Source organism: Salinisphaera sp. SPP-AMP-43 (assembly GCF_049568105.1).
GTDB lineage: Bacteria > Pseudomonadota > Gammaproteobacteria > Nevskiales > Salinisphaeraceae > Salinisphaera.
This window is the reverse complement of record NZ_CP145335.1, coordinates 4,262,392-4,286,799: the sequence shown is the minus strand read 5'-3', so window position 1 is coordinate 4,286,799 and position 24,408 is coordinate 4,262,392. Positions and strand designations below refer to the sequence as shown.

General features: G+C 62.5%; 22 protein-coding genes. 10 read left to right on the top strand and 12 right to left on the bottom strand.

The features are described 5' to 3' along the window. Positions 1 to 553 precede the first annotated feature (553 nt). Positions 554 to 1,309: an NADPH-dependent F420 reductase gene (locus V5738_RS18515; RefSeq protein ID WP_423822301.1), complete on the top strand. Its 756-nt coding sequence runs from the start codon at positions 554 to 556 to the stop codon at positions 1,307 to 1,309. 665 nt (positions 1,310 to 1,974) lie between these two features. Next, positions 1,975 to 2,178 (top strand): cold-shock protein, encoded by a 204-nt coding sequence (locus tag V5738_RS18510; RefSeq protein WP_423822300.1) that lies wholly within the window; start codon positions 1,975 to 1,977, stop codon positions 2,176 to 2,178. 553 nt (positions 2,179 to 2,731) lie between these two features. On the opposite strand, the gene V5738_RS18505 is transcribed toward V5738_RS18510, so the two are convergent. From V5738_RS18505 to V5738_RS18495, 3 genes are all read right to left on the bottom strand, one after another. Continuing rightward, the gene (locus V5738_RS18505; RefSeq protein WP_423822299.1) at positions 2,732 to 3,499 is read right to left on the bottom strand and encodes a glucose 1-dehydrogenase; all 768 of its coding nucleotides are present in this window, start codon (positions 3,497 to 3,499) and stop codon (positions 2,732 to 2,734) included. Positions 3,500 to 3,576: 77 nt separating this feature from the next. Next, positions 3,577 to 4,179 carry an IMPACT family protein gene (locus tag V5738_RS18500; RefSeq protein WP_423822298.1) on the bottom strand — a complete coding sequence of 201 codons (603 nt, stop codon included), beginning with the start codon at positions 4,177 to 4,179 and terminating at the stop codon, positions 3,577 to 3,579. Between the two features lie 568 nt (positions 4,180 to 4,747). Then, the gene (locus V5738_RS18495; RefSeq protein WP_423822297.1) at positions 4,748 to 5,188 is read right to left on the bottom strand and encodes a Spy/CpxP family protein refolding chaperone; all 441 of its coding nucleotides are present in this window, start codon (positions 5,186 to 5,188) and stop codon (positions 4,748 to 4,750) included. 1,052 nt (positions 5,189 to 6,240) lie between these two features. Between V5738_RS18495 and V5738_RS18490 the strand changes: the two genes are divergently transcribed. Further along, entirely contained in the window at positions 6,241 to 6,837 is a 597-nt protein-coding gene (locus V5738_RS18490) for a GNAT family N-acetyltransferase (protein ID WP_423822296.1), read from the top strand. Between the two features lie 76 nt (positions 6,838 to 6,913). Here V5738_RS18490 and V5738_RS18485 read toward each other — a convergent pair whose 3' ends face one another. The 5 genes from V5738_RS18485 to V5738_RS18465 all read right to left on the bottom strand — a co-directional run bounded on the left by V5738_RS18485 (position 6,914) and on the right by V5738_RS18465 (position 11,084). Then, positions 6,914 to 7,642: a gamma-glutamylcyclotransferase gene (locus tag V5738_RS18485; RefSeq protein ID WP_423822295.1), complete on the bottom strand. Its 729-nt coding sequence runs from the start codon at positions 7,640 to 7,642 to the stop codon at positions 6,914 to 6,916. Positions 7,643 to 7,830: 188 nt separating this feature from the next. Beyond that, on the bottom strand, positions 7,831 to 8,373 hold the full coding sequence (locus tag V5738_RS18480) for an energy transducer TonB (protein WP_423822294.1): 543 nt from the start codon (positions 8,371 to 8,373) through the stop codon (positions 7,831 to 7,833). 558 nt (positions 8,374 to 8,931) lie between these two features. Beyond that, positions 8,932 to 9,354 (bottom strand): RbsD/FucU family protein, encoded by a 423-nt coding sequence (locus V5738_RS18475; RefSeq protein ID WP_423822293.1) that lies wholly within the window; start codon positions 9,352 to 9,354, stop codon positions 8,932 to 8,934. Positions 9,355 to 9,481: 127 nt separating this feature from the next. Further along, on the bottom strand, positions 9,482 to 9,976 hold the full coding sequence (locus V5738_RS18470) for a 3D domain-containing protein (RefSeq protein WP_423822292.1): 495 nt from the start codon (positions 9,974 to 9,976) through the stop codon (positions 9,482 to 9,484). Between the two features lie 55 nt (positions 9,977 to 10,031). Then, positions 10,032 to 11,084, bottom strand: coding sequence for a GlxA family transcriptional regulator (locus tag V5738_RS18465; protein WP_423822291.1), 1,053 nt, complete (start codon positions 11,082 to 11,084; stop codon positions 10,032 to 10,034). Positions 11,085 to 11,340: 256 nt separating this feature from the next. On the opposite strand from V5738_RS18465, the gene V5738_RS18460 reads away from it, so the two are divergent. Continuing rightward, positions 11,341 to 12,408: a class I SAM-dependent methyltransferase gene (locus tag V5738_RS18460; RefSeq protein ID WP_423822290.1), complete on the top strand. Its 1,068-nt coding sequence runs from the start codon at positions 11,341 to 11,343 to the stop codon at positions 12,406 to 12,408. A gap of 307 nt (positions 12,409 to 12,715) precedes the next feature. Here V5738_RS18460 and V5738_RS18455 read toward each other — a convergent pair whose 3' ends face one another. Continuing rightward, the gene (locus V5738_RS18455; RefSeq protein WP_423822289.1) at positions 12,716 to 13,633 is read right to left on the bottom strand and encodes a hypothetical protein; all 918 of its coding nucleotides are present in this window, start codon (positions 13,631 to 13,633) and stop codon (positions 12,716 to 12,718) included. A 342-nt stretch (positions 13,634 to 13,975) separates the two neighbouring features. Between V5738_RS18455 and V5738_RS18450 the strand changes: the two genes are divergently transcribed. From V5738_RS18450 to V5738_RS18440, 3 genes are all read left to right on the top strand, one after another. Further along, positions 13,976 to 14,929, top strand: a complete 954-nt coding sequence (locus V5738_RS18450; RefSeq protein ID WP_423822288.1) for an alpha/beta fold hydrolase — start codon at positions 13,976 to 13,978, stop codon at positions 14,927 to 14,929. Between the two features lie 132 nt (positions 14,930 to 15,061). Then, positions 15,062 to 16,063 (top strand): hypothetical protein, encoded by a 1,002-nt coding sequence (locus tag V5738_RS18445; protein ID WP_423822287.1) that lies wholly within the window; start codon positions 15,062 to 15,064, stop codon positions 16,061 to 16,063. A gap of 116 nt (positions 16,064 to 16,179) precedes the next feature. Continuing rightward, positions 16,180 to 16,572, top strand: a complete 393-nt coding sequence (locus V5738_RS18440; protein ID WP_423822286.1) for a four-helix bundle copper-binding protein — start codon at positions 16,180 to 16,182, stop codon at positions 16,570 to 16,572. A 325-nt stretch (positions 16,573 to 16,897) separates the two neighbouring features. On the opposite strand, the gene V5738_RS18435 is transcribed toward V5738_RS18440, so the two are convergent. Continuing rightward, a complete protein-coding gene (locus V5738_RS18435; protein WP_423822285.1) occupies positions 16,898 to 17,635 on the bottom strand; it encodes a PEP-CTERM sorting domain-containing protein in 738 nt (245 codons plus the stop codon). A gap of 1,175 nt (positions 17,636 to 18,810) precedes the next feature. Between V5738_RS18435 and V5738_RS18430 the strand changes: the two genes are divergently transcribed. Further along, positions 18,811 to 19,704 (top strand): capsular polysaccharide synthesis protein, encoded by an 894-nt coding sequence (locus tag V5738_RS18430; protein WP_423822284.1) that lies wholly within the window; start codon positions 18,811 to 18,813, stop codon positions 19,702 to 19,704. Between the two features lie 476 nt (positions 19,705 to 20,180). Here V5738_RS18430 and V5738_RS18425 read toward each other — a convergent pair whose 3' ends face one another. Next, positions 20,181 to 20,564, bottom strand: coding sequence for a DUF3775 domain-containing protein (locus V5738_RS18425; RefSeq protein ID WP_423822283.1), 384 nt, complete (start codon positions 20,562 to 20,564; stop codon positions 20,181 to 20,183). A gap of 380 nt (positions 20,565 to 20,944) precedes the next feature. Between V5738_RS18425 and V5738_RS18420 the strand changes: the two genes are divergently transcribed. Together V5738_RS18420 and V5738_RS18415 are read left to right on the top strand one after the other, a co-directional pair. Further along, entirely contained in the window at positions 20,945 to 22,234 is a 1,290-nt protein-coding gene (locus V5738_RS18420) for a nicotinate phosphoribosyltransferase (protein WP_423824211.1), read from the top strand. A 126-nt stretch (positions 22,235 to 22,360) separates the two neighbouring features. Beyond that, positions 22,361 to 23,458, top strand: a complete 1,098-nt coding sequence (locus tag V5738_RS18415) for a hypothetical protein (RefSeq protein WP_423822282.1) — start codon at positions 22,361 to 22,363, stop codon at positions 23,456 to 23,458. Here V5738_RS18415 and V5738_RS18410 read toward each other — a convergent pair. Further along, on the bottom strand, positions 23,436 to 24,407 hold the full coding sequence (locus tag V5738_RS18410; RefSeq protein ID WP_423822281.1) for a ribose-phosphate diphosphokinase: 972 nt from the start codon (positions 24,405 to 24,407) through the stop codon (positions 23,436 to 23,438). The genes V5738_RS18415 and V5738_RS18410 overlap by 23 nt on opposite strands. Between the last annotated feature and the right edge of the window lies 1 nt (position 24,408).

The following is a 24,408-nucleotide window of genomic DNA, read 5'->3' as shown; positions in this document are numbered from 1 at the left end:
TTTTGGGCAAAGAAACCCAATATTCGATTTATGTTCGAAAAATACGAAAGCGAGAAGCGGCCAGGGCATTGCGCCTATTGGCCATAACGAGAGTCTACAGCGGCTTGGGTATTCGGTTTTTTATACTTTGGTCGCCTGAAATAAAATGCGTTATCCGGGCATTTTTTCAATAATAATGCGTTGGTATTAGGTATTTTTACTAGTGTTTGGCAATATTTTTTTAATTTTATTTTTAAAAATAAGTTATAAGCCAGCAGGGTTGAAGGCCTCGTGCGAGCGCTACGGCCTTCCAAACCATGGCCGAATACGCGACGCAGATAGCGACCTCAAAGCCCCACGCGACGAACCGTCGATGCGCAGCGCAAGATCCATACAGCCCCGGCCAAGACAGCGGTGAAGAATCCAGGCTCGGTCTCCGGGGTCGTAACGCCCAGGAGTCGAACGGCTATTTTAAAAATAGCCTGTTCTCGGCCCAATTCTTGGTTCGCCGAAACCTGGCTATCCCACTAAGATGAATTTGATCGTATCTCGGGTTTGGAACAAGGACAGAGCCATGACGACATCAATCAAATGGATGAACGCTTTATGCCTGTTCGTTCTGATCGCGCTGGCGCAGACCGCTTATGCCGCCGATTCATCTGCAGCCCGGGCGATCGAGGGCAGCACCCCAGAGACGACCCAACTGTCGGTGATAGGTGCCGGATCGCTGGGCAGTGCGGTCGGTGCGGCCTGGGTGGAGTCCGGCTATAAGGTGATGTTGTCGAGCCGTCATCCAGACGAACTCGCGCCCATGGCCAAACGGTTGGGCCCGAACGCACGGGTCGGCACGCCGAAGCAGGCCGCGCAGTATGGGCAGGTGGTATTGCTGGCGGTGCCGTTTACGGCCATTCCTCAAATCGCCCACGATTTCGACGATGCCCTCCAAGGCAAGATTGTGCTGGATGCGACCAACTCCTGGGGCGTAGAGGACTCGCCGATCGGTCAGCAAGCCGTCAAGGCTGGGGACGGGGTCGTCTCGCAACGCTATTTCAAAGGCGTTCGGCTGGTCCGGGCGTTCAGCGCGGTGGATGCCTCGATCATTCGGGGGGTGACCGCGGGGCGTCACGAACCGGCTGGGATTCCCATCGCCAGCAACGACAAGGCCGCCATGCAGGTGGCGGCCGAATTAGTTCGGGCGGCCGGCTGCGTACCGGTAATCGTGGGCGATCTCAAAGACGGTCGTCGCTTCGAGCATGGCCAACCTGGTTTCCGAGCCAACACGACCGCGCCCGAGCTGCGCCGAATCCTCGATCTGCCGGCGCAGGATTAGAACGCATGGTCGCCGGCCGGGCCGTACCGCTGGTCTTGTACTGCTCAAACAGATGTCGCGGATGTTGCGTGGCTCACCTGGTAGGCAATGAGCACGTCGTCGGACGGCGTGCCGACCGTAGACGTATGCCGGACCGGCCCATCGCGGCACGTGCTGCCGTGCATTGGTGGCGCTGAGCCTTTCTGCGCAGAGATCCGCGCCCTGGCCAGTGGGCTAGACAAGCGCTATGCGCTGGCCGCTTTCGAGTGGAACGACCTTGTCGCCGGCGTGAACGACGATCAGCCTGCTTGGCGAAGGCCTATCGACGCCAGCCTGATCGGGGCCAGTGGGTTCGCGATGGGGGGTTCTGGCCTGCCCACGGGCGCGCCGAGGCTGCGCAGTAGCGCAGTAGGCGGGTCATGGATAAAAAAAGTATTGCATCGGTCGGCAGGGCCGAAAATGCAACCTGCCTACAGGTGTGGATCAATTTTAATTGATTGAAAACGTTGGATTTTTTCCAGTTTTCAAGATAGGCGATCCAAGAATTCGAGAGCCGGTACGGGGGCTCATTATGCTGCTACAGGGCACTATCGAACTCTTGTTTTCGTGCAAATCTGCTCAGCATGCGTATGCTTATTCGTGCAGGTAACTGCATTTATTAAACTAGTAAGACTTAAGAGTAAAGTATGGCCAAAGGCACAGTGAAGTGGTTTAGCTCGGAGAAAGGCTTCGGCTTTATCGCTCCTGAAGATGGCAGCAAAGATCTGTTCGTCCATTTCTCCGAAATCAAGATGCAGGGCTTTGCCACGCTTGAGGACGGACAGGCAGTGGAATTCGAAGTCGGCGAGGGTAAGAAAGGCCCTTGCGCGGTGAGCGTTGTTCCAGTCTAGACTGAGCGCAATGCGATAACGCGGGCGGGCTGAATTTCAGCCCGCCTTTTTTATGGGCAGCATATCGTCATTGGCATACGCTATAAGCCCGTGAAGAACGCCCCAGTCTCGCGGTGGTCGGCCCGCTAGGATCGGCGCCCAGCCTATATTCGGCGCTGCCGTGGTGTCAGTGGGTCGCAGGCGGGCGCTACGCCCTGTCGTTATTCTGTGGCCTGGCCGCCTTGGCGAGCCGGTTCATAGCAGACCGCGACCTAATCTATGCTGCGTATGCGATAGGGGGTCGTGCCGGATTCGTGGCTTTGCGGCTTTGTTTGATCGCTGTCTTCGACCTGCCGGTAGCGCCGATCGGTTGTCGACCCATGCAAGCTACCCGCGATATGTGTTGCCTTCGCGCGCGGCTAAAGTGCCCGTGCTGGTTATTTCGGACATGGATCGATCCCTGGCCCGCAGGCTACCAAGGCCCCGAGCCGTACTCGGGACCCACCTGTAAGCCAAGGGTGCACCCGGCTGTGGCTTTGTGTGGCCATTCAGCCGGATAACGCCCGGTTAGCGGTCAGTTGGCAGTAAAGCAACCGTCTACTGCCAGCGATGCGCCGGTGACGAAACTGGCGGCATCGCTGCACAGCCACAGCACCGAGTTCGCAATTTCGTCGGTGGTGCCCAGCCGGCCGATGGCCTGTAGCTTCAGGAATTCGTCCATCGCATCCTTTTGCTCTTCCAGCATCTTGGCAACCATCGGGGTCTTGATGGCGCCGGGGCAGACCGCGTTGATACGGATGCCCTGGGCGGCATAGTCCATGGCGGCCGATTTGGTCAGCCCGATCACGCCATGCTTGGATCCGTAGTAGGCGCCGAGCGCCTTGCCGCCGACCAGGCCGCCCACCGACGAGCAGTTGACGATGGCGCCGCTGCCCTGAGTACGCATCTGGGCCAGCTCGTGGCGCATGCACGACCAGACACCGCGCAAGTTAATGCCCATGACCCGCTCGTAGTCGTCCAGGGACTGGTCGGCCATTTCGGCCGGAATCGGCTGTACGCCGGCGTTGTTGTAGGCCATGTCGAGCTTGCCGTATTTCTCGACCGCCTGCTTGACCAGAGCTTCGACCTGGGCGTCATCGGCGACGTCGCAGACCACGGCCAATGCCTCGTGGCCGTCCGCGGTGAGTTCGTCGGCCAGACGCTGTACGGAGTCTGCGTCGACGTCGGAGACGACCACGGCGGCCCCGGCCTTGGCGAATGCCTTGGAGGCCGCCAGGCCCATGCCGGCGCTGGCGCCGGTCACCAGGGCCACCTGGCCGGTGAAATCATAAGTCACGTTCATATCAAGTTTCTCTGGGTGGTGAAAACAATGCACAGGAAAAGCGCAACACTGCGCGCTCAAGGTGAGGCGTCGATACGCTAGGCATCGGGGTTGATCTGGGCGTCGAGCCGGGCCAGGTCGGCCTCGCTGTCGAGTGGCCAGTCCACCACGAGGGCGACGCCTTCGGCGTGGTAGTCGGCTTGTACGATTTCGGCTTCGTGCTGGGCCAGCCAATGACGGGCCGGTTGTTCGCCGGCGAAGCTGACGTTGACGGTGATCCGGCGTCGCGGGATATACAGCCGGGTCGGCAGCTCGGCGAGGGCATCGCTTACGCTCTGGGCATAGGCCCGTGCCAGGCCGCCGGTACCGAGTTTGGTACCGCCGAAATAACGGGTGACGACGCAGGCGATACGGCCTAGGCCGCTGCCGGCCAGCACCTGATACATCGGCCGACCCGCGGTGCCGCCCGGTTCGCCATCATCGGAAAAGCCGATTGCCCGATCCTCGGTCGGCGCTCCGGCGATATAGGCCGAGCAATGATGCGATGCATCCGGATAGTACTGGCGTGCTCGTGCGATCAGCGCTTCGGCATCGGCCACGCTATCGATACCGGCGCACCAGGCAATGAATCGGCTCTTCTGGATTTCGAGCGTGTTCTGGCAAGGGGCATCGATACTCGCAGACGGCATGAGATAGCGCATGAAAACTCCGCGAAAAGATCAGGCCATGGGCTAGAGCCATCGACCGGTCGCCGGGCGTCGCCCGAGCTCGTGGCCTCGTAGCGGTGTAGCCGAGCCCCGCGTCGATATCGCTTTTGGATTCTACGCACTCTGCCACGACTACTAGCGGGGTTGCCGAGGCCGGACAGTGCGATGGCTAGAGATAAAGGCGGTACTGGCTGGGCATTTGTTGCACGCGTCAAAACGGGCCCAGGGTGCGGGCTGTTGGGCGCAACGACTGTGAGGCCGAGCTCGAACTCAGTTTAGCCGGCGCTCCCGAAGCCGGTGTTGAGGGCCGCCAAACGTATGCGAAGCAGAGCGCGATCGCTGTGGCGGCTGAATGTCAGTCATTAGCACTGCTCATGAATAGCCTTCGCAACGCAGGGCATTTGCGTACGGTGAGCCGAGTTCTTGCCGCGCAGCCGAATCGTTCGATGCCGGGGCGACTGCCATGCTGATCGTTAGCAGGCTGACGATGAGCGCGGCTTTGCCTCTCTGCGGATTGCGTTCGGCGCGATGATGGTCAACGGTCGTCGATAGGCCTGACCGACTATTGTCCTTCGGCCCAGGAACGACAGGCGCCGTTTGGACACCATGCGCCGGCCCGATACCAGGCTTTTCGCTGCTGGGGGGTGAGAATCGCATCGAACCGTTGGCGCGCCCGAATGCGTTCCATAAGTAGCTTTCGTTGGGCTGCGGTCATCTCGTCGAAGGCTTGTCCGACGGCTTCAGGATCGGCGGACGGCTGGGCCATCATGTTCTGCATATGGGTCATGCGGCGATACAGCTGATTATGCAGCTTTTGCTCCTGGCCGGCGGATTCCTGCCACTGTTTGGCCCAGGCCTGGCGCTGCTCCGGGCTCAGATGCAAATACGTCGGCTGCCCGTCGTGGCTGGACATCGGACCCATGCCGCGATTGTGCATGCCAGCGCCATAGCCCGGCATCATAGAGTTCGGAGGGTGGCCGCGCATCATGGCGTAGCCGGGCATCCTCTGCTCCGGGGCGAGGCCATGGCCCATCATGCTGGCGCCGTATGCGCCGCAGCCCGACATCATGCCTGGGCCGTGGCCGTAGAACCGATTCGGCGGTGCCGGCTTTGAAGCTGCCGCAGTAGGGTTCGAGGGGCCCGTGGCTTGGGGCGGTTGGGCGTCTGTCATGCCGCCATGCGCAAAAGCCGTGGCCGAGCCGGCCACGGCGGCGAATAGGCACGCTGCCCAAAGAGGTTTCGCAGAGATCGATCGCGGCTTGTTCATCATCGCCTCCTCGTCGCATGGATGCTTGCTGCCGCCGATTGTTGTCCCTGATCTGGAGTAAAGACTTGATTGAAATCACAACGGCCGGGGCATGTCGTGGATCTGCTGCTGTGTGGTACCTCGTTTGGACCAAGCGAGTTCGGGATCGATGGCGGCACGCACCGGCTGATCACAGCCTGTGTATAAGAAAGCCTCGGCCGGGCCGTACCCAAGCGATACGCATGCTACGCCGCAGCCTCAAAGCGGCGTAGGCTTGGCGCGCGGTCTTGCCGGAAGACGCTCGTGGCCGCGGTCTGGTCTGTCATTCGTACCGCGGTATATGGGGTAGGGCATGGACGAGCGTGCCTGCTGGCTCGGCACGAAATGATTTTGGAGTCGCCGTGCCGGGCATCGGCGATATCATCGTAAGTGTTTGTTAAATATTGTTTATTAGGACTCGTATGGGCCGGTTTTTTGACGGCCTGTACTGCGGCGAGGTCGTGTACGAAACGAGTCACTAGGTGTTTCGGATCGCGCCCCGTCGGCCTGCAAGGCATGATTGGATGCCTTGGAATAGGGCATTGCCGCGACCATGGCGTAGCATCACGCTAGGGTTGAGCAGGCTCGTTCAAGGCGTATAAAAGACTTCCACAGCCTGTGGATAAATCTGTGTGCAGTTTGGCCTTCGCCAAGGGCTGGATCGCAGTCGTCCTGGCAATGAGGCGGCTTGGCATAGTGCGATCAGCCGAGCGACACGACTTGGTGGGCACTGCAGAATGCGATCACAGGCATCAGCCGGTCCGTATCCTATGGCGACTTTGACGATCCAGCACTGGCAAGGCGCCGAGATTGCCGCAGGCATCGATGCTCTGGCGGCCCTACGCATTCGCGTGTTCCGCGCTTGGCCCTATCTCTACGACGGCAGCCTCGAATACGAGCGCAGCTACCTGCGTACTTATGTCGAGGCACCTTCGTCGCTGGTGGCGGCGGTGTTCGACGGCGATGAACTGGTTGGCGCAACAACGGCGTTGCCCATGCCGGACGAAGAGCCTTCCTTTCGGCATCCGCTCAGCGAAGCTGGCTTCGATATCACGACGGTCTTCTACTTCGGCGAGTCATTGTTGTTGCCGGCCTATCGTGGCCGAGGGCTGGGGCATGCGTTTTTCGATGCGCGCGAAGCGCATGCCGCGGCCCTTGGCTATACCACGACCTGTTTCTGTGCCGTGAACCGCCCTGCCGACCACCCGGCGCGGCCGGCTGATTACCGGCCTTTGGATGCGTTCTGGCGGGGGCGTGGTTATCAGCCGCGTGCCGATATCGTGGCCCGCTACGACTGGCGCGATCGCGATGATACCGAACAGACGACCAAGACCCTGACGTTCTGGTTGCGCGATCTAAATCCATGACCTGATCGCCGGCGCGGAACCGGTGCCGCTGTGAGTTCCCATGGCTCGGCGCCGAGCGCGAGCCGGCCGTGTTGGATCAGCAGCCCACGTTCTGTGCGTCTACCGCGGCATTGACCCGAGCCCGCAGGGCCCGCAGGCGTCGATCGTGGATGCCTTGCTCGTCGAGATGCGCCACGGTGCTGTCCAGATATTCTGCAGCCGAGCCGATCATGCCGTGCCCGGTGGCCAGCATGTCCACGACCGTGGCCTCGGCCAGCCGGCCGCAGAAGCTTTCATGCTCGGAGTTGGCGACGAAGGTGAGCGCCGATAACGGCGGTCCGTGATCGGCCCGCAGGCTGACCCAGCGCGGCGTATATACCCCGGTGAGCATCTCGCGGCGCCAGATCATGAGCAGCTCGTATTCCAACGCCTTCGGCGGCAGGCGCAGGGCGATACCGCGGCAGGAGCCGCCCGGTACCAGGCCGAGCATCAGGCCCGGCGCTTCGGCCGAACCTCGGCCGTGGGTCAGCCGGATTCGAAAATCGCGGTGAAAACCGTAGAGCAGTACGGCTCGCCATTCGGCGACCGGCACGCAGGGGTTCCATAGCAAAGAACCGTAGCCGAATACCCAAACCCCTTCATCGAGGCTGACCGTGGCGGGTCGGTGGGCCAGCATGTGCGCAATCGAGGCCTGCATCTGTGCATCGCTGACGGTGGCGACATCTGGATGCGCCGTCGTGAGCGCGCGACGCAGTTCGTCGCGTTCGAGTACTTCCCGGGTGATGCCGTTGGGTAGCGGGCGCTGCCGTGGATCGATCTGGGCCATGTTGTGGTTACCTCGCAGGCTGCGTTCGCTCCGAACAAACCTTGGGTATAGCAGACGCAAGAAACAGACCGAAAGTTTGGGCGGGCGAGCCGGGGCCGGCGAGCTCGGCGGCGTGCGATCGCATCATTCCTCCGGCCGATCGCACGGGCTTATACAAGCCTTGCCGACGCTTATCACAGAGCGATCGATTACGGCACAGAAAATTCCAACTTCTGACGCAATAGATACAACTCGTTCGGCCCCAGCGGCTGTGCCGAAAAATGCCACTGGCCGACAGCGGCCAGGGCCGCGTCATCGAGCTCGCGATAGCCAGAAGACTGTACGATCACCGGCCACAACACATCGCCCTCGGGCGTAATGGCAGCCAGGAGCCTGACGACGCCGGTATGGCGCGCTTGTATCGCCTCGGCCGGGTAGCGCGGCGGTGGCCGATCTTCGAGCGAATAGGACTCGGCAGAGGCAACGGAGTCCGGGCGTGGCTGCAACGTGGCATGACGGATGCGCACCAGAGTCGGCATGCGCTCGTGCGTCGGCGGACAATGGGCCAGAAAATCCGATGCCACGGGTTCATACGGCCCCTGGCCGACCGTGAACTTCACCGGCTGTGCGCCAGACGTCAGCCCGGTGAGCACGACCGGGTGATGGCTGCGAAAAACCTGGGCCAGCCCCTCGGCCAGCGGGTCGGCCGGTAGGTCGGCCTGGATTGACTCGCCCCGGCGTTGCCAGGTCACCCGCTGGGGTTCGGCCGAGCCGAAGCGGATCGTGCTCGGTCGGTTGGTATCCGGTTCGACGGGCTTGGAATCGGGGCGCGAGACGCGCAGGACCAGCCGCGATTCGGGGCGGCATCAGGCATGCAGACCAGCTGTGCCACGTAGTGCCGGTCATCGGCCGTTACCTGGGTCTGGATCGATTGGCTCGATGCCTCGCTCGGGCCTGCATGCCAGGCGCGTATCGGCTCGACTTGCGTGTCGTACCGCGATGCAGTGGCACAGCCTGCCACCCCAAGAACCAAGCCCAGCCATAACAGTCGTTTCATCGAATCCCCCGAGTGCCGAAACCCGAATAGGGCAGCACGGATGATGAGCCGCTGCAACGCCCGTATGGCGGCCGGTAGGGCGTATCGTCATGAGATATACCGCCGCACTCGCGCCTCTGAGGATGATGCCCGTCCATCGTGCCAGGCGGCGTTGCAGGCCTTGACCGTACGGCCCCGCTACGCTCGGCGGTATGCGCCTTGCCCGACCCGATAGGCGGGCGTCATGCTATGGCGTCTGTTATGGCGACATGCCCTAAGACCGCAGCACGCCTTTTTTGAGAATCAGGTTGCCGTATAGCCGCCGTTCGCCGGTTGCGACCACGGCATAGGCCTGCCGGGTGCGATCGTAGAAGGCGAACCGATCAATCAATTCGATATCGATCGGTCGCCCCTCGGCGCGGGCCAACAGGGTGTCGAACTCGGTGTAGAGGTCGGGCCGCGCCTCGGGGGCGGCCATGGCGGCCGTCGGCACGTCTACGAAATCATCCAGCGGCAGCAGCTCGAGGATCGCGGCCAGCGTATCGGTTGCCGAACTGGCCGGGAGTTGGATTCGCCGCTGGGCCAGGGCGGCCGCCGGGAAATTGGCATCGACAATGACGATTTCGTCGCCGTGGCCCATATCCGCAAGAATGGCGAGTAGCTCGCCGGTCAACAGTGGGTTGATGGTTTTGAGCATGGTCTATCTCTAAAAGCGCTGGGCACGGGGGCTGGCAGCCGCCCGAGGCGATTCCAGTCTGGCTACGGGATGAGACCAGAGTACCGGATCGGGCGCCGGCGGCGTGACGGCTATGCCGTCCGGACGATCAGTGGTTGTCCGCCAGGCGCTTGTCGGTGGTTCGATAGCGGATTTCGACCGTCTGTACACCCCACTTGAGGGCCCGTCGGCGCTTGGCGAACAGGATATCGATCTTGTTCTTCCAGCGCCGGTGCATCTTGTCGAGCACGGTATAGGTTCCGTCCAGGCCTTCGATACGAACCCGGGTGCCATGGCTCAAGCCGGCCCGGAGCAGGTCTCGCGAGACGGCGATGACGTTGTCCTCTGGCGATAGTTTGTCGCCGAAAGCCCCGATCTGGTCGCCTTCCGGACGGGTTTCATCCGGCGCCAACGTATAGGAGCTCGCACGAACGGTAAGCCGTCGCCACTGCGGCGTGTTCTTGGTTTTTTGCAGGCTGTCGCCGGTGTTGTCTTTCGATGCTGACGCCGCTGCGGCCTGGTGCGAGGCTTCGTTGCCACAGCCGGCCACGAGCGTGCCGGTGATCAACAACGTTGTGCAGATTGTCCGATATCGATTCGCCATGGGGATGTCGTAGGTCAAGCCCATAGGCCATATAAGCACGAACCGGGCCCGGCTGCTACGGGACGGGGTCGGGCGGTGTGGGCTGGCGAGCGGCCCGTGGGCCGCCAAAGCGCCGGCGATACGCTCCCGGCGTCAGACCGGTCGTTCGCTTGAACAGCCGCCGAAAGAAGGTGGGATCTTCATAGCCGACGTGCCAGCTGATGTCGTCTACGCTCAGCGCGCTGTTTTCCAGTCGTCGTTTGGCGGCTTCGATGCGCAGCCGTTGTACATAGGCGATCGGCGACAGGCCGGTGGCGGTAATGAAATGGCGTTTGAAGGTCCGTTCGCCGAGCCCGGACCGATCACACATCGCGGCGACCGGGCAGGCGATCGTGAAGTGCTCGGCCAGCCAATCCTGGGCAGCGAGAATCTCGACGTCGCTGTGGCCCCGGTGATCATCGAAGCCGAGGCCGGGCGCCAGATCATCGCTGCGCCACTGAAGATCGAAAAACCGGGCCACCGACCGGGCGGCCGATACGCTGACGAAGCGAACGATGAGATAGAGCGCCAGGTCGTGCCAGGCTATCGACGCCCCGGAACTGATCAGCTCCTCGCGTACGCCGGAGACGACCAGCGCTCGCTTGGGATGCAGGGCCACGGCCGGAAAGCTCTTGGAGAACAGCGGGGCATGGTCGCGATGCACGGTGGCGTGGTGGCCGTCGAAGATGCCGGTCTCGGCGAGCAGGAACAGACCCGAGCAGGCTGAGGCCAAAACGGCGCCCCGGGCATGGCTTTGGCCCAGCCAGGCGACCAGCCGCGGATAACGACCGCGCTGCCAGCCATGAGGGGGAAGCAACAGCGAGGGCACGATGATCAGTTCGCAGGGCGCGATGTCGTCGATGCCGTGCTGCACCGTCCAAGGCAGCCCATCGGCAAGCTGCAGGCGTTCGGCCCGCTCGCCGACCAGATTCACGTGAAACGGGATATCGCCCCCATCGTTGATCGCGGCGATAGCACCCAGGCGCGGGGCATCCAGTACGTCGTACAATCCGCCCAGCGTCGAGGCTATGGCCTCGGGAACGACCACGATGCCGACCCGCATAGGCGATAACTCGAGATCGGCTGGCATGTCTGCCCTCCGCGACCGGCACGTACGGCACGCCGTTGCCGGACCGTCGGCTATGCGAATCCGAGCATAGCACCGGTAAGCGCGGCGTTGATTGGACACAAGTTGTTGGCCAGGCGTTCTTTTCGGGTGCGGGCGGCCGCGGCGTACTGGCCGGAATGGCCTGCTGTTTTGTCCGGTTTCGCACTGCTCCAAAAGCGCTCGCCATGAAACGATACCAGTATCCGCCGGTTTCATAGTGAGGAACAGGAGGTGGGTCATGGACATTACAACGATCGATCAGGGCCGTTTGGAGGCCTTTGTCGGACAAGCCATCAACGATCTATCGGCTGGCTATGCCGGCGTGATGATCAGCCTGGGCCATCGGCTTGGGTTGTATCAGGCGCTGGACGATGGGGGCGCCCAGACCGCAGCCGAGCTGGCCAAGCGTGCCGGTTGCAGCGAACGCTATGTTCGCGAGTGGCTGAATAGCCAGGTCGCGGGTGGCTATCTAAACTACGAGGCGGCGTCCGAGCGCTATGCGATGTCGCCCGAGCAGGCGGCCGTGCTGGCCGATCCGGACAGCCCTTATTTCATCCCCTGTGCCTGGGAAGTGCCAGCCTCGATGTGGTTCGACGAGATGCGTACCGAACAGGCGTTTCGAAGCGGTCAGGGCGTGCCCTGGGGCGAACACGATCATCGACTCTATCGCGGGGTCGCTGAGTTTTTTCGCAATGCCTATCGGGCCCATTTGATCTCGGCCTGGTTACCCGCCCTGGATGGCGTGGTGGCCAAGCTCGAAGCCGGGATCGAGGTCGCCGATGTTGGCTGCGGCTACGGCCATTCGACGCTTCTGATGGCCGAGGCTTTTCCAAACTCGCGATTTTACGGCTTCGATACCCATGCCGGCTCGATCGACGAGGCACGGCACAGTGCCCGGCAGGCCGGGGTGGATGGGCATACCAGCTTCGTCATGGCTAACGCCATGGATTACCCCAAGCGCGATTACGGCCTGATCTGCTTTTTCGACTGTTTGCACGATATGGGAGATCCGATGGCCGCTGCGCGCTATGCTGCCGAGGCCCTGGATCGCGATGGCACCGTGATGCTGGTCGAGCCGTATGCCGAAGACCGGCTGGAAGATAATATCTCGCCGATCGCGCGCATCTACTATGCCGCCTCGACCACGCTGTGCTGTGCCCATGCGCTGTCCGAGCATGGGCCGACCGTGCTGGGCGCCCAGGCCGGCCAGGCGCGACTGGCCGAGATCTTTCGACAGGCCGGTTTTACGCGTTTTCGCCGGGCGGCCGAAACACCGTTCAACCTGATTCTGGAGGCTCGACTGTAGGATCTATTGCAGTACCGCGCTGGCATCCGCCTATCATGCGCTGCAAAGCATGGGGCCACAGCGGCGTGCCACACCCGAATGCGCCACACCACAGGGCGCCCAGAGGCTGGTCGCTGTGTATGGGCAGCCAACCCGAAGGGGCAAGCGCCGTCGTTATTTGTCACGAAGCGCCGGGCGCCGGTTCACAGGCAACCTCAAAAGCCCTAGGCGCGGTTTGCCAGGTCTGCTGACTACAGGCTCTGGAGTGTATAGCCGAGGCGCGATCGCGCCGGCGAGCGATCGCGCCCGGCAGTCGGCCATAGCTGCTTCAGCGGCGCAGGCTCGGGCCCAGCAGCTTTCGCGTATACAGGATGTATTTGAAGAAATGCGGTGGGCGCAGGCTTTGCAGGTGGTAATGCCAGGCTGCCCAGGGCTGTCCGCCCTGGGCGCGTCGCACGGCCATGCTGTGCAGCAGATTGGCCCGCTTCGTCGCGATCCGACGGCGCAGCGGCCGGTCCATCGTGATTTCGGCGCCGATGGTGTTCCAAAAGTGTATTTCGTTCTGCCGGCAGAGGTCGCTTTTCGAGGCTGAGCCTTCGGTATCGTGGCACAACGCCGAGGGGACGTCTCGGAACTGCAGACGCAGGCCGTGGCGGACCAGGCGCATCGCGATATGGGTCCATTCCTGGTTGAACTGGCCAACATCGATCAGGGCCGCAGTGACGGTCGCGGTTCGAAACACGGCCCGGCCAGGCGCCAGCCAGTTGTCGTCCAGCAGACTGTTCATCGGATCGGCCGCCTGGGCTTCGAGATCGGCGGTTTCGATCTGGATTACCCCGTCCGAGTGGCAATAGCGATTGGTGATCAGTACATCCCAGCGATCGGCGCTTGGGGTAGCCGGTATCAAGCCGTGAAGGGCATCGGGCAGGAGTTCATCGTCGTCGTCGAGCACCATGTAGAAAGGGGCTTCGACCCGCCGTACACCCTGAACCAGGGCATTCGCGGGATCCGGTGCGTCCATGACCCGCCAGACGATGCCGGCGCGGCGGAGCAGACGGGCCATGACGGCCGGGCTGCGTCGATCGCCGTTGACCATGACGATCGGCCGAGCCCAGACGCCGCGCTGGTCCTGGATCGTATCCAAGGCACGAAACAACGAAGCCGCGCGCTGATCGTCGGCCATGGTACGTACGACGATATCGACGCGGGGCCCGCCCGCCGGCGGCCGAATCGGGTTGGTCGTCATGGTAGGCGCTCGCTGCGCTGATACCTGTGTCCACTGTAGCGCCAATCGCATACGTATTCGATTCGCCGTGAGCTGCCTGCACGGCTCGATTTGAGCGCCCCGATACCGGCCGGCGCATTCCTGTTCGGCCAGGCGCTGGTTCGGCGACCCCGGCGACCATCGGTATTCCGGTAAGCGATTGCTTCTAAACCTGTTTTTCTAGGTGCCGTCCCGGTCTTTCGATACCACGCATTGCCGGGGGCCGACATAGCGGCTAGATTCTCGGATTGGGGGGCATCTGCAAGACCATGCTGGGCCGGGCGAGCCGGCCTGTCGTTTCCGGCGCGCTCACGATCTGTGTCTATGACTGAAATACCCGAGTTGCCCGCTGCGGTCGATGGCGAGCGCATTACGTTCGACAGCAACGGCTGGACGCTCAGCTATTATCTCGATATTAGGGCCGGCGTCGATGAAACGCCGTTGTTGCTGATCCATAGCATCAACGCGGCCGCTTCGGCGTACGAGGTCAAACCCATCTACGAGCATTATCAAGGGCGGCGCGCGATCGCAGCGATCGATTTGCCCGGCTATGGTTTCAGCGAACGCTGGTCGCGTCGTTATACGCCGCGCTTGATGACTGATGCCCTGCATGCCTGGGTAGAGCATATCGTCGAGCGGACCGGCCATCAGCGGGTCGATGCCTTGGCCTGCTCCGTGGCCTGTGAATATCTGGCCCGTGCGGCCAGCGAGCGACCGGACCGCTATCGCAGCCTCGCCCTGGTCAGTCCGGTCGGCGTTGAGCCGCTGCCGGCGTCGAGCCCTCAGGAGACGACCCGCGGCCGGCCTTGGCTGTATCAGGGCCTGTGCAGCTCGACTTCGATCTCTCGGACCTTGTTCAGGGCGTTGGCCAGCCGGCCCAGTATCCGCTATTTCCTGAAAAAGACCTGGGGTGGTTCGGATGTCGACAAGGGCTTGGTCGACTATGCCTATACCACGGCCCAACAGCCCGGCGCCCGACATGCGCCCTGGTCGTTTCTGTCGGGCTATCTACTCAGCTCGGATGCCGCGGATCTGTATCGGCGGCTGGGCCATCCCGTCTGGGTGGCCTATGGCAAACGCAGCGATTTCGCCGATCAGCACGCTCGTGATGTCATTGCCGATCAGCCCGATGCCCGTATCGTGGCCTTCGATGCCGGTGCTTTACCGCATTTCCAACGGCCAGCCGAATTTTTCTCGGCCTACGATGCCTTTCTGAATGGCCAGCTGGCCGACACTGTCGAGCCGGCTGCCGGGCCAGCCTCGGGTTCTGCCCTATAACCGGCATCGAACGAACAGGGCATGATCTGACCGATTGATCGGCCCGACGGCGGTTTCGGTTCCTGAGCACGGTTCGGGACGGGGCAGCCGTCCAGTGAGCCGCCGGGCTCTATGAATCGGAATGCGCTGTCTATGAGTGAACGTATCGACCGGCTGCGGGCTGCGACACGGTCATCGGCCTATTTGAACGGCGGGACGGTGGATCGATTGATCGCCGGCTTCATACATCCCGAGCGCGGCGTCGTCGTGACCGGTTTCTGGCGTAGCGGCACGACGTTTTTGCTGGAGCGCCTGACCCAGATGCTGCGTGGCAAGCCGTTGTTCGAGCCGTTCCAGCCTGAATTGCCGTCTTATCAGGCGATTGTCGACGCCGCCCGGCCGGCCGCGGTGGCATCGAAAGATTTCGACGCCTATTTCATGCCCTATGCCATGACCGATGCCATGGCGGGCTATATCGATCGGGTACTGCGCTATCGCATCGTCGATCAACGCATCCAGCGTTCGCGTACGAACCTAACCGCGCACGGCCGTCGACCGACCGGCGTGCCGGCGCTGGCCATGCAGCAATGGCTGGCCCTGCGGACCTCGGTGGTCGTAAAGTTCGTACGGGCGTCGCTGTTGATCCCTGCGCTACGGCGCTGTTTCGCTGGGCCGGTTTTTCATATTCGGCGCCAGCCTTATGGCGTGCTCGCGAGTTTCAAAACAGCCGACTGGTCGGCATTTCAGCCGGCGCGGATTTCACTGCGACGGCTATTGCTGGACATCGACGATGGCCGAGCTGCGTTCTTTGCGCCCTGGCAGCGGGTCATCGATGCTCTGGATCGTGGTGATGCGTGGCGGCGTTTGATGGGCTATTGGGCGCTGACCGAGCGATTCGTGGACGCCCACGCCGAGCACTACACGATCCTGTCCTACGAGGCGTTGGCGACCGGCGAACTGGATCTGGCGGACTGTCTGGCGCGCCAGGGGCTGTTCCCGAGTTCCTCGGCATCGGCATCGTTCAACAGCAGCACCACCTCGGCCCATCGTGCCCATCTGAGTGCTCGTGAACGGGCCGAAGGCTGGCGCGACGTACTCAGCCAGGCCGAAATCGATACCGTGGATGACGTGGTCGACCGCGTCTATTCGGTTTGATCGTGGCGTAGATGGCCATACATGGACGGACCGCCTACGGAGTTATCCCTATCGACCGACAACGCCGGTTGGCGTTTGCATGGTCGGAATTCGATAACCCCGACGAGGAGTTCGTCATGCAGATTCAAGATCGTCTCAAAACTCATTCCAACCCGGTCAGCTATAGCGAGCAGCTATCCGACTGCATCGCAGCCTGCTTGGAATGTGTCCAGTGCTGCTCGGTGTGTGCCGATGCCTGCCTGAATCACGACGGCATGGCGCAGTGTATTCGTACCGATCTGGACTGTGCCGATATCTGCAGTACCACGGTACGTGTGCTGTCGCGTCAGACCCACATCGACCGGTCGGCTGCAGCGACGCTGGTCAAGGCCTGCCGGGATGCCTGCCAGACCTGTGCCCGCGACTGTGAATCGCATCGCGATCATCATAAGCACTGCGCTGAATGCGCCGATTCCTGCAATCGCTGCGCAAAAGCCTGCGATGAATTGCTCGGTCATCTGGAAGGATAATCCGAGCCGGACGAATCTTGACGATGCGTCCGCAAACCGCTGCCGGATTCGGTAGCGGTTTTTTTAAGCCTGGTTCGGCGGGCGAGGCACTCAACACCCCGGGTGCGATCCAGGCCGCGAAGCCGGTCGAGCCACGCCAAGGTCGACACGCGCTAAGGGCGTCGATCTTCGAGCACAGGTTCGGGCAATGGCCTACCTCAGGCCTTGGATGCGCTGCGAGGGCAACTCGCTTTCCGAAGCCGAGATAAAAAAAGAGCGCCTCCGGAATACGGAGCCGCTCTTTCTGAGGCAGAAATCGAGCCTTAGGCTCGTGTTCCGCAGCTGCTTACACGGCCGAGCCGTTCTGCTTGCGACGGAAGCCAAGGCCGCCCATCACGAGCGCCAGACCCAGGCCGAACATACCGAACTGCGACGGCTCCGGCACATCCGTGCTGGACTGGACCGTGGTGTCGGCGTTCTGCAGCTGGTCGCTGCTGAAGCTACCGTCGTCGCCGAAGCTGGCGCTGCCCATGGCGATCACGGTGTTCGTGAAATCGAAGCTGGTGTCGGCCGACAGACCGAAGTAGGTGGCCAGATCAGCGTTGAAGTCGTCCGTGCCGGTCAGCGAGGCGCTCAGGTTGCTCTCGCCGTTGCCGATGACAAACTGCGAGGCGTTGTCGGCGTTGCCGTCGAAGGTGCCGGTGAACAAGGTGTCGTTGGCGATCAGGTTGCCTTCGGAATCGACCGCTTCACCCGACAGGGTCAGGTTGCCACCACCAGCGAAGCTCCATACACCCGTTTCGCTACCTTCGCTAAGGTTGCGGCCGGTCTCGAAATCGATGGAGCAGCCGATGCAGGACAGCGTGTCCTGGGCGCCTTCGGGTAGAACGGCGTTGTTGAGGCTGATCTGGTCGAAGGAGATCCCCGAACCGGTCAAGGCGCCGCCGTTGCCGTCATAGCTCACCGTGCCGGTCGGCGACTGAGCGTTCGCCTGGTCGAAATTGACCACGGCGGCCGAGGCAGAAAAGCTCAGGCCAAGCGCGAGGGCAGCGGCGGAAGTAGCGGCAAAGTGCTTGAAGTACATGAAATATCCTTAGTAACTGAAGTCGTGGCAGGCCGACCGCGCACAAACCGGACGTGATCGATCTACTGCCCTGACTAGGGCAAGAAGCGTTCCCAATCTGAGAATTTCTTGAAAAAAATTTATAAACATATGTTTCTTTTGAGAATTTTTTAAATTTTTCGATCAAACGTTTTATGCGCTCATAACCGCTTTGTAAGATCATTCGACGGAAATCGCTGTCTTCGGCTGGCCGGAACCGATTTGTCGTCAGTTCGACCGACGGTGGCGCGCATAAATACCGTCATGACAGCCTTTCAAGGCGGGTTGGCGATGCCCGAGCCTATGCTTACTCGGTTGAGCATTGAGGATTTTGAAGTGGTCGATGCCCGCGGATTTTCAGGCGCACAGGCGATTGCATCGCCGCTCTGCCGCCTGCGAGCTGGCTCAGGTCTTTTTGTTGGAGCGACAGCGCCTGCTGTTTCCCATAGCGCGCTGCGTTTTACTGACTCAAAGCCAATCCGCTGGCTATGCCGTTGCCCCAGGCCAGGCCGCTCCGCCGATATCGGCTGTTCATGTAAGACATACGCTCGTACGTATCGAGCACTCGATGCTGCAGGCAATTGCTACGCACGCCGCGGCATCGTCCTAGCGCTGTTGCGATGTCGTGGTCTGCTGGCGGTTGGGAATGCGCTGCCGGCAGTGCGACGACGTTCATACCGCTGGCGAGCTGGCGCCGATGGCGGCCGCCGAGAGGCCGAACCGCGAATCAATGGTGTCCGCGAAAAAAGACCTTGTGGGCCACCGTCCGAAGCGCCATGCACGCGAACCGCGATGAGTTTTTAAGTGCGATATCGCGGTCCCGGGCGATGACGAACCGGAGCAAGGCATCGCCGTGGCCTAGCCGCCTAGCGCGCGAGCTCGCGTGGCCTGTGCGCCGATGCGTCAGCGTATTGGGCAGCGCCCATGTGGTATGTCAGCGAGGGCGTTTGGCATGCCCGGCAAGGGTTCGGTAGCCGCCAGCCAAGACCGGTCTTGGCACGCGATGTTGAATGCGGCGGTCGAGTTGTATGGTCTATGCATGCTTTCATACAACGGGTAATCGTCCGATTCGCTCTCGACGTTGCAGCCTGGGTGGGCCAAGGGCGCGATGGTTGGGTCGAATACGGCGGCTGGTTTAATACGAAGCAAGATACGAGATGCCGATAAATCACCCCGGCCCGGGGCCGCGCAATACGCTGCAGCAGCGCCTACGCCACCGCTACTACGTTCGGCGTACCGACCGACAGGATCGAAAGTGCCGAAGCTGGATCGGACTGGATACGTTCGTGGACGACTGGCAACACGCGATGGGCCTGCCGCGACCGCGCTCTGTGGCTGCCTCGAACCGTACTCTGTGGTTACTGTGGTCCCAGGGGGAAAAACAGGCGCCGCCGCTCGTACGCTACTGCATCGAGAGCTGGCGTCGAATGAACCCCGGCTGGACGGTACGCGTGCTCGATGGCGACGCATTGGCAACCTGGACGAACCTGCCTCGGCTGCCTTCGCATGTGGCGACCCGGCATATCGCCAATATCGGGCGGCTGGCGCTGCTTCGACGCTACGGTGGCGTTTGGGCAGATGCGACCAGCCTTGCGCTTAAGCCCTTGGACTTATGGCTGGGGGCAGTCAAACCGACAGGCTTTTTTGCCTTTCGTTGGCCGCAGCCGCTACGCGAACTGGCCAATTGGTTCATTGCAGCCGATGCCGGTCATCCGCTCGTCGAGGCCTGGCTGCGCTGGAGCGTGATTTATCTGCGATCGCGATGGCGGCCAGCGTCGTATTTCTGGTCGCATTTCACGTTCAATTGGCTGGTACGCCACAGTACAAGGCTACGCTTGGCTTGGGACAACGTACCGGCTGTGAGTGCGCGCGGCCCGCATGTCATGCAGCGTATCCTCGATGGCCATGTCTCTGGGCCCGATCTGCCCTCGGCAGAGGCGCTGGCCACATTACCGCTGTTCAAGATGAACTGGAAAAAAGGCTATGCCGTCGACCAGATTCGCGACCAGCTCGCACGGTTCGGTTTGCCGGATCCAGCGCCAACGCTCTAGGGCGTGTTGAAGCATCGCCCGAGCGTCGTGTTGCCGCCCCAAATCGTGGCTGGCGAGGCGCGAGCCGCCGGTTCTGGGCGTGCCAGGATCAAGGCTCATCACGCGGCCCGACGCGATTTAGGGCCCCCTTCGAAACAACGGCTGTTAGGCTGCACTCGCGGCGCCTTGGCTGGCAGCCCAATAGCCTGGGGCACGGACTCGCACGACGCCTCAACACGCCTTAGGGCCCGCCCGTGCCCCTAAGGCGGCCATCCGACGTTATCGTTCGCTCACTTGGCCATGCCACGCTCACGATGGCCTGGCTTGCCACTTCAGGAGCGCGGGGGCAGCGAGGGTGGTCATGACGACATGTTCTAGCGTGGGTCGACCTCGCATGCCACCACTCGGCGCACTGCGCGCCGGTATGTCGGGCGCTGCCGAAACCAGGGCCTGGGACCAAACATAGCCTTGGGCGTGCCGCGGCTGAGCACTCGTCGTTACTCGACCTCATAGCCGAGCAAGGCCAGGCCTTCGCGAAGATACTCGGCGATTTGCGGGTTGCCGAGGAGGTAGTCGGCCGTGCGTCGATTCCAGGCCTCGGCGGCCTGTTCGAGCATGCTATCCCACTGATCGATTTCGAAATCGCCGCGGCCGAGCCAGTATAGGGTCACGAGCTGTTGTTGCTGCCCGGGTTCCAAATCCTCGATCAGATAGGAGAATTCGCGGCGAATCGGATCGACATGGTCGGCCGGCTCGGCATCCGTGTCGGCATAGTCGTCGTCCGGTGCGCCGTTATAGCTTGGCAGGCTGTCCTGATTATGAAATTCACGGGCGAGTTCGATCAGGGCGACCACGGTGTCCGGATTGATATCGAAATTCATGTTCGTTGCCGCCATGCCGGGGGTCTGGCGACGGAGTCGCAGCCACGCCACGTCTATGAATCTGGGCCCCCGATCGCCGAGGGCTATTGATTCTGATCAAGGTCTTGAACGACAGGCAGCGGCTAACGTGGATCAAGGCCCGGGCACCATCCGCGGCCATGAGGTTGCATGAACGGGCCGGAAACCGCCGGCCTTTGATACATGGGGTGGCCGATGCGCGATGCCCATCTATTGAGTTCGGCTGGGTCATACGATCGTCGCTACGCCGCGATAATCGGGTCTTGGCAAACCGGGCGCTGCGGCAGCGTATCGTGAACCCGCACCGATCTGGCTTCGTGCTTGCCGACAGTCTGCTGCTGACCGATTTTTACGAACTCAGCATGCTGGAAGCCTATGCTGCCTACGCCATGACCGACACGGCGGTGTTCGAGCTATTCGTACGTCATCTGCCGCAGGAACGCGGTTTTTTAATGGCAGCCGGCTTGGCACAGCTGGTCGAATTTCTCGAGCGGCTGTGTTTTACGGCCGATGAGCTGGCCTGGCTGGAGGCCCGTGGAGCGCTGTCGCGCAGCAGTATCGAGCGGTTGGCGGCGCTGCGCTTCGACGGCGACGTGGATGCGATGCTCGAGGGGACAGTGTTTTTCGCCGACGAGCCGATCGTACGCGTGACTGCGGCGTTGCCGGTGGCCCAACTGATCGAGGCACGGCTGATCAACCTGATCCATTTTCAGACCGTGATCGCCTCCAAAGCGGCACGTATGGTCCTGGCGGCCCCGGGACGCCAGCTGGTCGATTTCGGTCTGCGCCGGGCCCACGGCGCCGAAGCTGGGGTGCTGGCGGCTCGGGCCAGTTATCTGGCCGGTTTCGATGCCACGGCCACGGTACTGGCCGGGCAGGCGTTCGGCATGCCCATTGTCGGCACCATGGCGCATTCGTTCATTCAGGCCCACGACGACGAGCGGAGTGCTTTCGAACGCTTTGCCCGGGTACGGCCGCAGTCGTTGACGCTGCTTATCGACACCTACGATACCGAGCGTGGGGCTGCGATCGTGGCCGATCTCGCGCCGCGTCTGGCGGCCGACGGGATCGCCGTGCAGGCAGTACGCCTGGATAGCGGCGATCTGGCGGTGCATGCACGACGCGTGCGGGCGATTCTGGATGCCGCCGGGCAGCATGATATCCGGATCGTGGCCAGCGGCGGGCTGGATGAATATCGCCTGGCCGAACTATGTGCTGCTGGGGCGCCCATTGATGGCTTCGGTATCGGCACTCGCTTGACCACCTCGGCGGATGCGCCGGCGCTGGACTGTGCCTACAAGCTGCAGGCCTATGCCGGCCGGCCGCGGCGCAAGCTCAGCGAAGGCAAGGCGAACTGGCCGGGCGCCAAGCAGGTCTATCGACGCTATACCGCCGACGGCACCATCGCTGGCGACCGGCTTGTGCTGATCGATGATGACGAACCCGGCGAGCCGTTGCTGCAGCCGGTAATGCGCAACGGACAGCGTGTTGCGGCGACTGATGATCTGGGTGCCGCGCGCCGTCGGGCGGCCGAGCATCTGGCGCGGCTGCCCGAGCCATTACGCCAACGGCAGCCCGGGGCGAGTGTAGATGTCGAGATCGGTGAGCGGCTGCGGGCGTTGGCGACTGAGCTGGATGCCCAGCACCGCTAGCGATCGGGCCGGCATGGGCCGTTGGCGCCGATTGCAGCAGCGAACCGCCGGTGGGTTGATCGCAGTCAAGCCGGAGACGGCGTCAAACGACGAGCGTGGAGGCTGTATCGATCGAGCGAGATAGCCATGGCGCAGCGACGATCCAGACCAGCGGCCAACGCTTCGCCGGGCCCGGCCGGCGCCCGACGCGCTGCCGGCCAAGCGAAGTCCGAGATGCCGGCGGTCTCTACGACCGACAAACTGGCTTTTCTCCGCCAGCTCGAGCCCGGCAGCGAGCTGCGCGAGACCCATATGTCCTGGGTGGTGCTCGGCCCTCATCGCGTATTGAAGATGAAAAAGCCAGTGCGCTACAGCTTTCTCGATTTTTCCACGCTGGCGGCCCGCGAGCACTTCTGCCACCAGGAAGTACATCTCAATCGGCGGCTGGCCGCAGGCGTCTATCTTGGCGTGCGGGCGGTGGTGCGCAGCGGCAACGGCGCCCTCGGACTGGCGCCGGCCAGCGATTCGCACGACCGTGCAGTGGAATGGCTGGTCGAAATGCAGCGTCTGCCGGAAAGCGCCATGTTGGATACCGCCTTGGCCGATGATCGGGTGACGCCGGCACAGATCGAGGCCGTCGCCGCGCGGCTGGCCCGGTTCTATCGTAGCGCCACGGCTGTGGATATCTCACCCTCAGCGTATATCGACCGGCTGCAGGAGCAGCTGGTACGGGTCGGTATTATCCTCACCGCCCGTGATTATATGCTCGACCACGGCCGTGATATTCGCGTACTGGAGGCCGCCCGACAGCGGATCGAGGCCCTGGATCGCGTGCTGCGCGAGCGCGTGGCGGCCGGCCGGATCGTCGACGGTCACGGCGATCTGCGGCCCGAGCATATCTGTCTGATTCGGCCGCCGGCGATCATCGATTGCCTGGAATTCAATGCCGGGTTGCGCGCGGTCGATCCCTACGAAGAAGTGGCCGCGCTGGATATGGAATGCCGTTGTCTGGATGCCCCCTGGATCGGGCCGATCCTGTTTCGTAGATTGCGACAGCATTTCGGTCATACGCCGCCAGCCGCGCTGATCGAGTGCCATGTCGCCCTGAGAGCGCTGACCCGTGCCCGGCTGGCCCTGACCCATCTGCTCGAGCCCAAGCCGCGCACGCCTGAACTGTGGCAGCCTCTGGCGCGGCGCTATCTCGCGGTGGCCGAGGCGGCCCTTATGGCTGGAACAGAGCACTGATCGAGCCGCCGTCGTGCAGTCGCTGCAGGGCTCGGGCAAACAACGGCGCGGCCGATACCGTGGCGATCCGCGTCGGTACGAGATCCGAGGCCAGCCGGAACGGGGCCACGCTGTCGGTGACGAAGGTCCGGGTCAACGCTGGATCGGCCAGCACCTGCGAGGCTTCGTCGCTGAACAGGCCGTGCGCGGCCAGGGCATAGACGGCATTGGCGCCGGCCGCATGGCAGGCCGCGGCTGCCCGGGCCATGGTGGTGCCGCTGCCGATCAGATCGTCGAGGATCAGTACGCTGCGCCGGGCCACCTCGCCGACCAGGCGCTGGCCACTGACCACGCCGCGCGCTCGACGCTTATCCATGAATGCAGCATCTACCGCACTGCCGGTGACGGTTTCGAGATACTCGCGGAACAGCTGGGCCCGCTTGATACCGCCCGGATCGGGCGACGCCACTACCAGCGGGCCGTCGGCAGCCAGCGCTTTCGCAATCGGTGCGAACAGCGGCCGGGTATCGAGATGGACGGTCTGGCAACGAAACGCGTTTTCGAAGGCCGCTAGATTATGTGCTTCGAGCGTGACAATGCGATCGATGCCGACCGCTTCGAACAGCTGGGCGATATAGCGCGTAGTCACCGGGTCGCGGGGCTGGGTACGGCGGTCCTTACGGCCATAGGCGAGATAGGGCACCACGGCCGTCACCCGGGCGGCGCCGTGATCGGCCATCGTGGCCGCAAAGAACAACAGTCGGCAGAGCTTGTCGTTACAGCTTTGGTCGGGCTCGCCGTATAGGCCATGGACGATGTAGACATCCGCGCCGCGCACGCTGACCAGCGGACGGGCCTTGTGTTCGCCGCCGTCGAACTCGCGTTCCTCGTGCGCCGACAACGCAATACCCAGGGTCTGGGCGATGGCGGTCGCAAAGTCGTGGCTGGCGCCGAGGCCGAACAATTGCATG

Excerpts from the sequence above, each read along its gene's own strand:
- V5738_RS18515 (WP_423822301.1), top strand. The coding sequence starts at position 554 with ATGACGACATCAATCAAATGGATGAACGCTTTATGCCTGTTCGTTCTG.
- V5738_RS18510 (WP_423822300.1), top strand. The coding sequence starts at position 1,975 with ATGGCCAAAGGCACAGTGAAGTGGTTTAGCTCGGAGAAAGGCTTCGGC.
- V5738_RS18505 (WP_423822299.1), bottom strand. The coding sequence starts at position 3,499 with ATGAACGTGACTTATGATTTCACCGGCCAGGTGGCCCTGGTGACCGGC.
- V5738_RS18500 (WP_423822298.1), bottom strand. The coding sequence starts at position 4,179 with ATGCGCTATCTCATGCCGTCTGCGAGTATCGATGCCCCTTGCCAGAAC.
- V5738_RS18495 (WP_423822297.1), bottom strand. The coding sequence starts at position 5,188 with ATGCCCGGCTACGCCATGATGCGCGGCCACCCTCCGAACTCTATGATG.
- V5738_RS18490 (WP_423822296.1), top strand. The coding sequence starts at position 6,241 with ATGGCGACTTTGACGATCCAGCACTGGCAAGGCGCCGAGATTGCCGCA.
- V5738_RS18485 (WP_423822295.1), bottom strand. The coding sequence starts at position 7,642 with ATGGCCCAGATCGATCCACGGCAGCGCCCGCTACCCAACGGCATCACC.
- V5738_RS18475 (WP_423822293.1), bottom strand. The coding sequence starts at position 9,354 with ATGCTCAAAACCATCAACCCACTGTTGACCGGCGAGCTACTCGCCATT.
- V5738_RS18470 (WP_423822292.1), bottom strand. The coding sequence starts at position 9,976 with ATGGCGAATCGATATCGGACAATCTGCACAACGTTGTTGATCACCGGC.
- V5738_RS18465 (WP_423822291.1), bottom strand. The coding sequence starts at position 11,084 with ATGCCAGCCGATCTCGAGTTATCGCCTATGCGGGTCGGCATCGTGGTC.
- V5738_RS18460 (WP_423822290.1), top strand. The coding sequence starts at position 11,341 with ATGGACATTACAACGATCGATCAGGGCCGTTTGGAGGCCTTTGTCGGA.
- V5738_RS18455 (WP_423822289.1), bottom strand. The coding sequence starts at position 13,633 with ATGACGACCAACCCGATTCGGCCGCCGGCGGGCGGGCCCCGCGTCGAT.
- V5738_RS18450 (WP_423822288.1), top strand. The coding sequence starts at position 13,976 with ATGACTGAAATACCCGAGTTGCCCGCTGCGGTCGATGGCGAGCGCATT.
- V5738_RS18445 (WP_423822287.1), top strand. The coding sequence starts at position 15,062 with ATGAGTGAACGTATCGACCGGCTGCGGGCTGCGACACGGTCATCGGCC.
- V5738_RS18440 (WP_423822286.1), top strand. The coding sequence starts at position 16,180 with ATGCAGATTCAAGATCGTCTCAAAACTCATTCCAACCCGGTCAGCTAT.
- V5738_RS18435 (WP_423822285.1), bottom strand. The coding sequence starts at position 17,635 with ATGTACTTCAAGCACTTTGCCGCTACTTCCGCCGCTGCCCTCGCGCTT.
- V5738_RS18430 (WP_423822284.1), top strand. The coding sequence starts at position 18,811 with ATGCCGATAAATCACCCCGGCCCGGGGCCGCGCAATACGCTGCAGCAG.
- V5738_RS18425 (WP_423822283.1), bottom strand. The coding sequence starts at position 20,564 with ATGAATTTCGATATCAATCCGGACACCGTGGTCGCCCTGATCGAACTC.
- V5738_RS18420 (WP_423824211.1), top strand. The coding sequence starts at position 20,945 with ATGCTGGAAGCCTATGCTGCCTACGCCATGACCGACACGGCGGTGTTC.
- V5738_RS18415 (WP_423822282.1), top strand. The coding sequence starts at position 22,361 with ATGGCGCAGCGACGATCCAGACCAGCGGCCAACGCTTCGCCGGGCCCG.
- V5738_RS18410 (WP_423822281.1), bottom strand. The coding sequence starts at position 24,407 with ATGCAATTGTTCGGCCTCGGCGCCAGCCACGACTTTGCGACCGCCATC.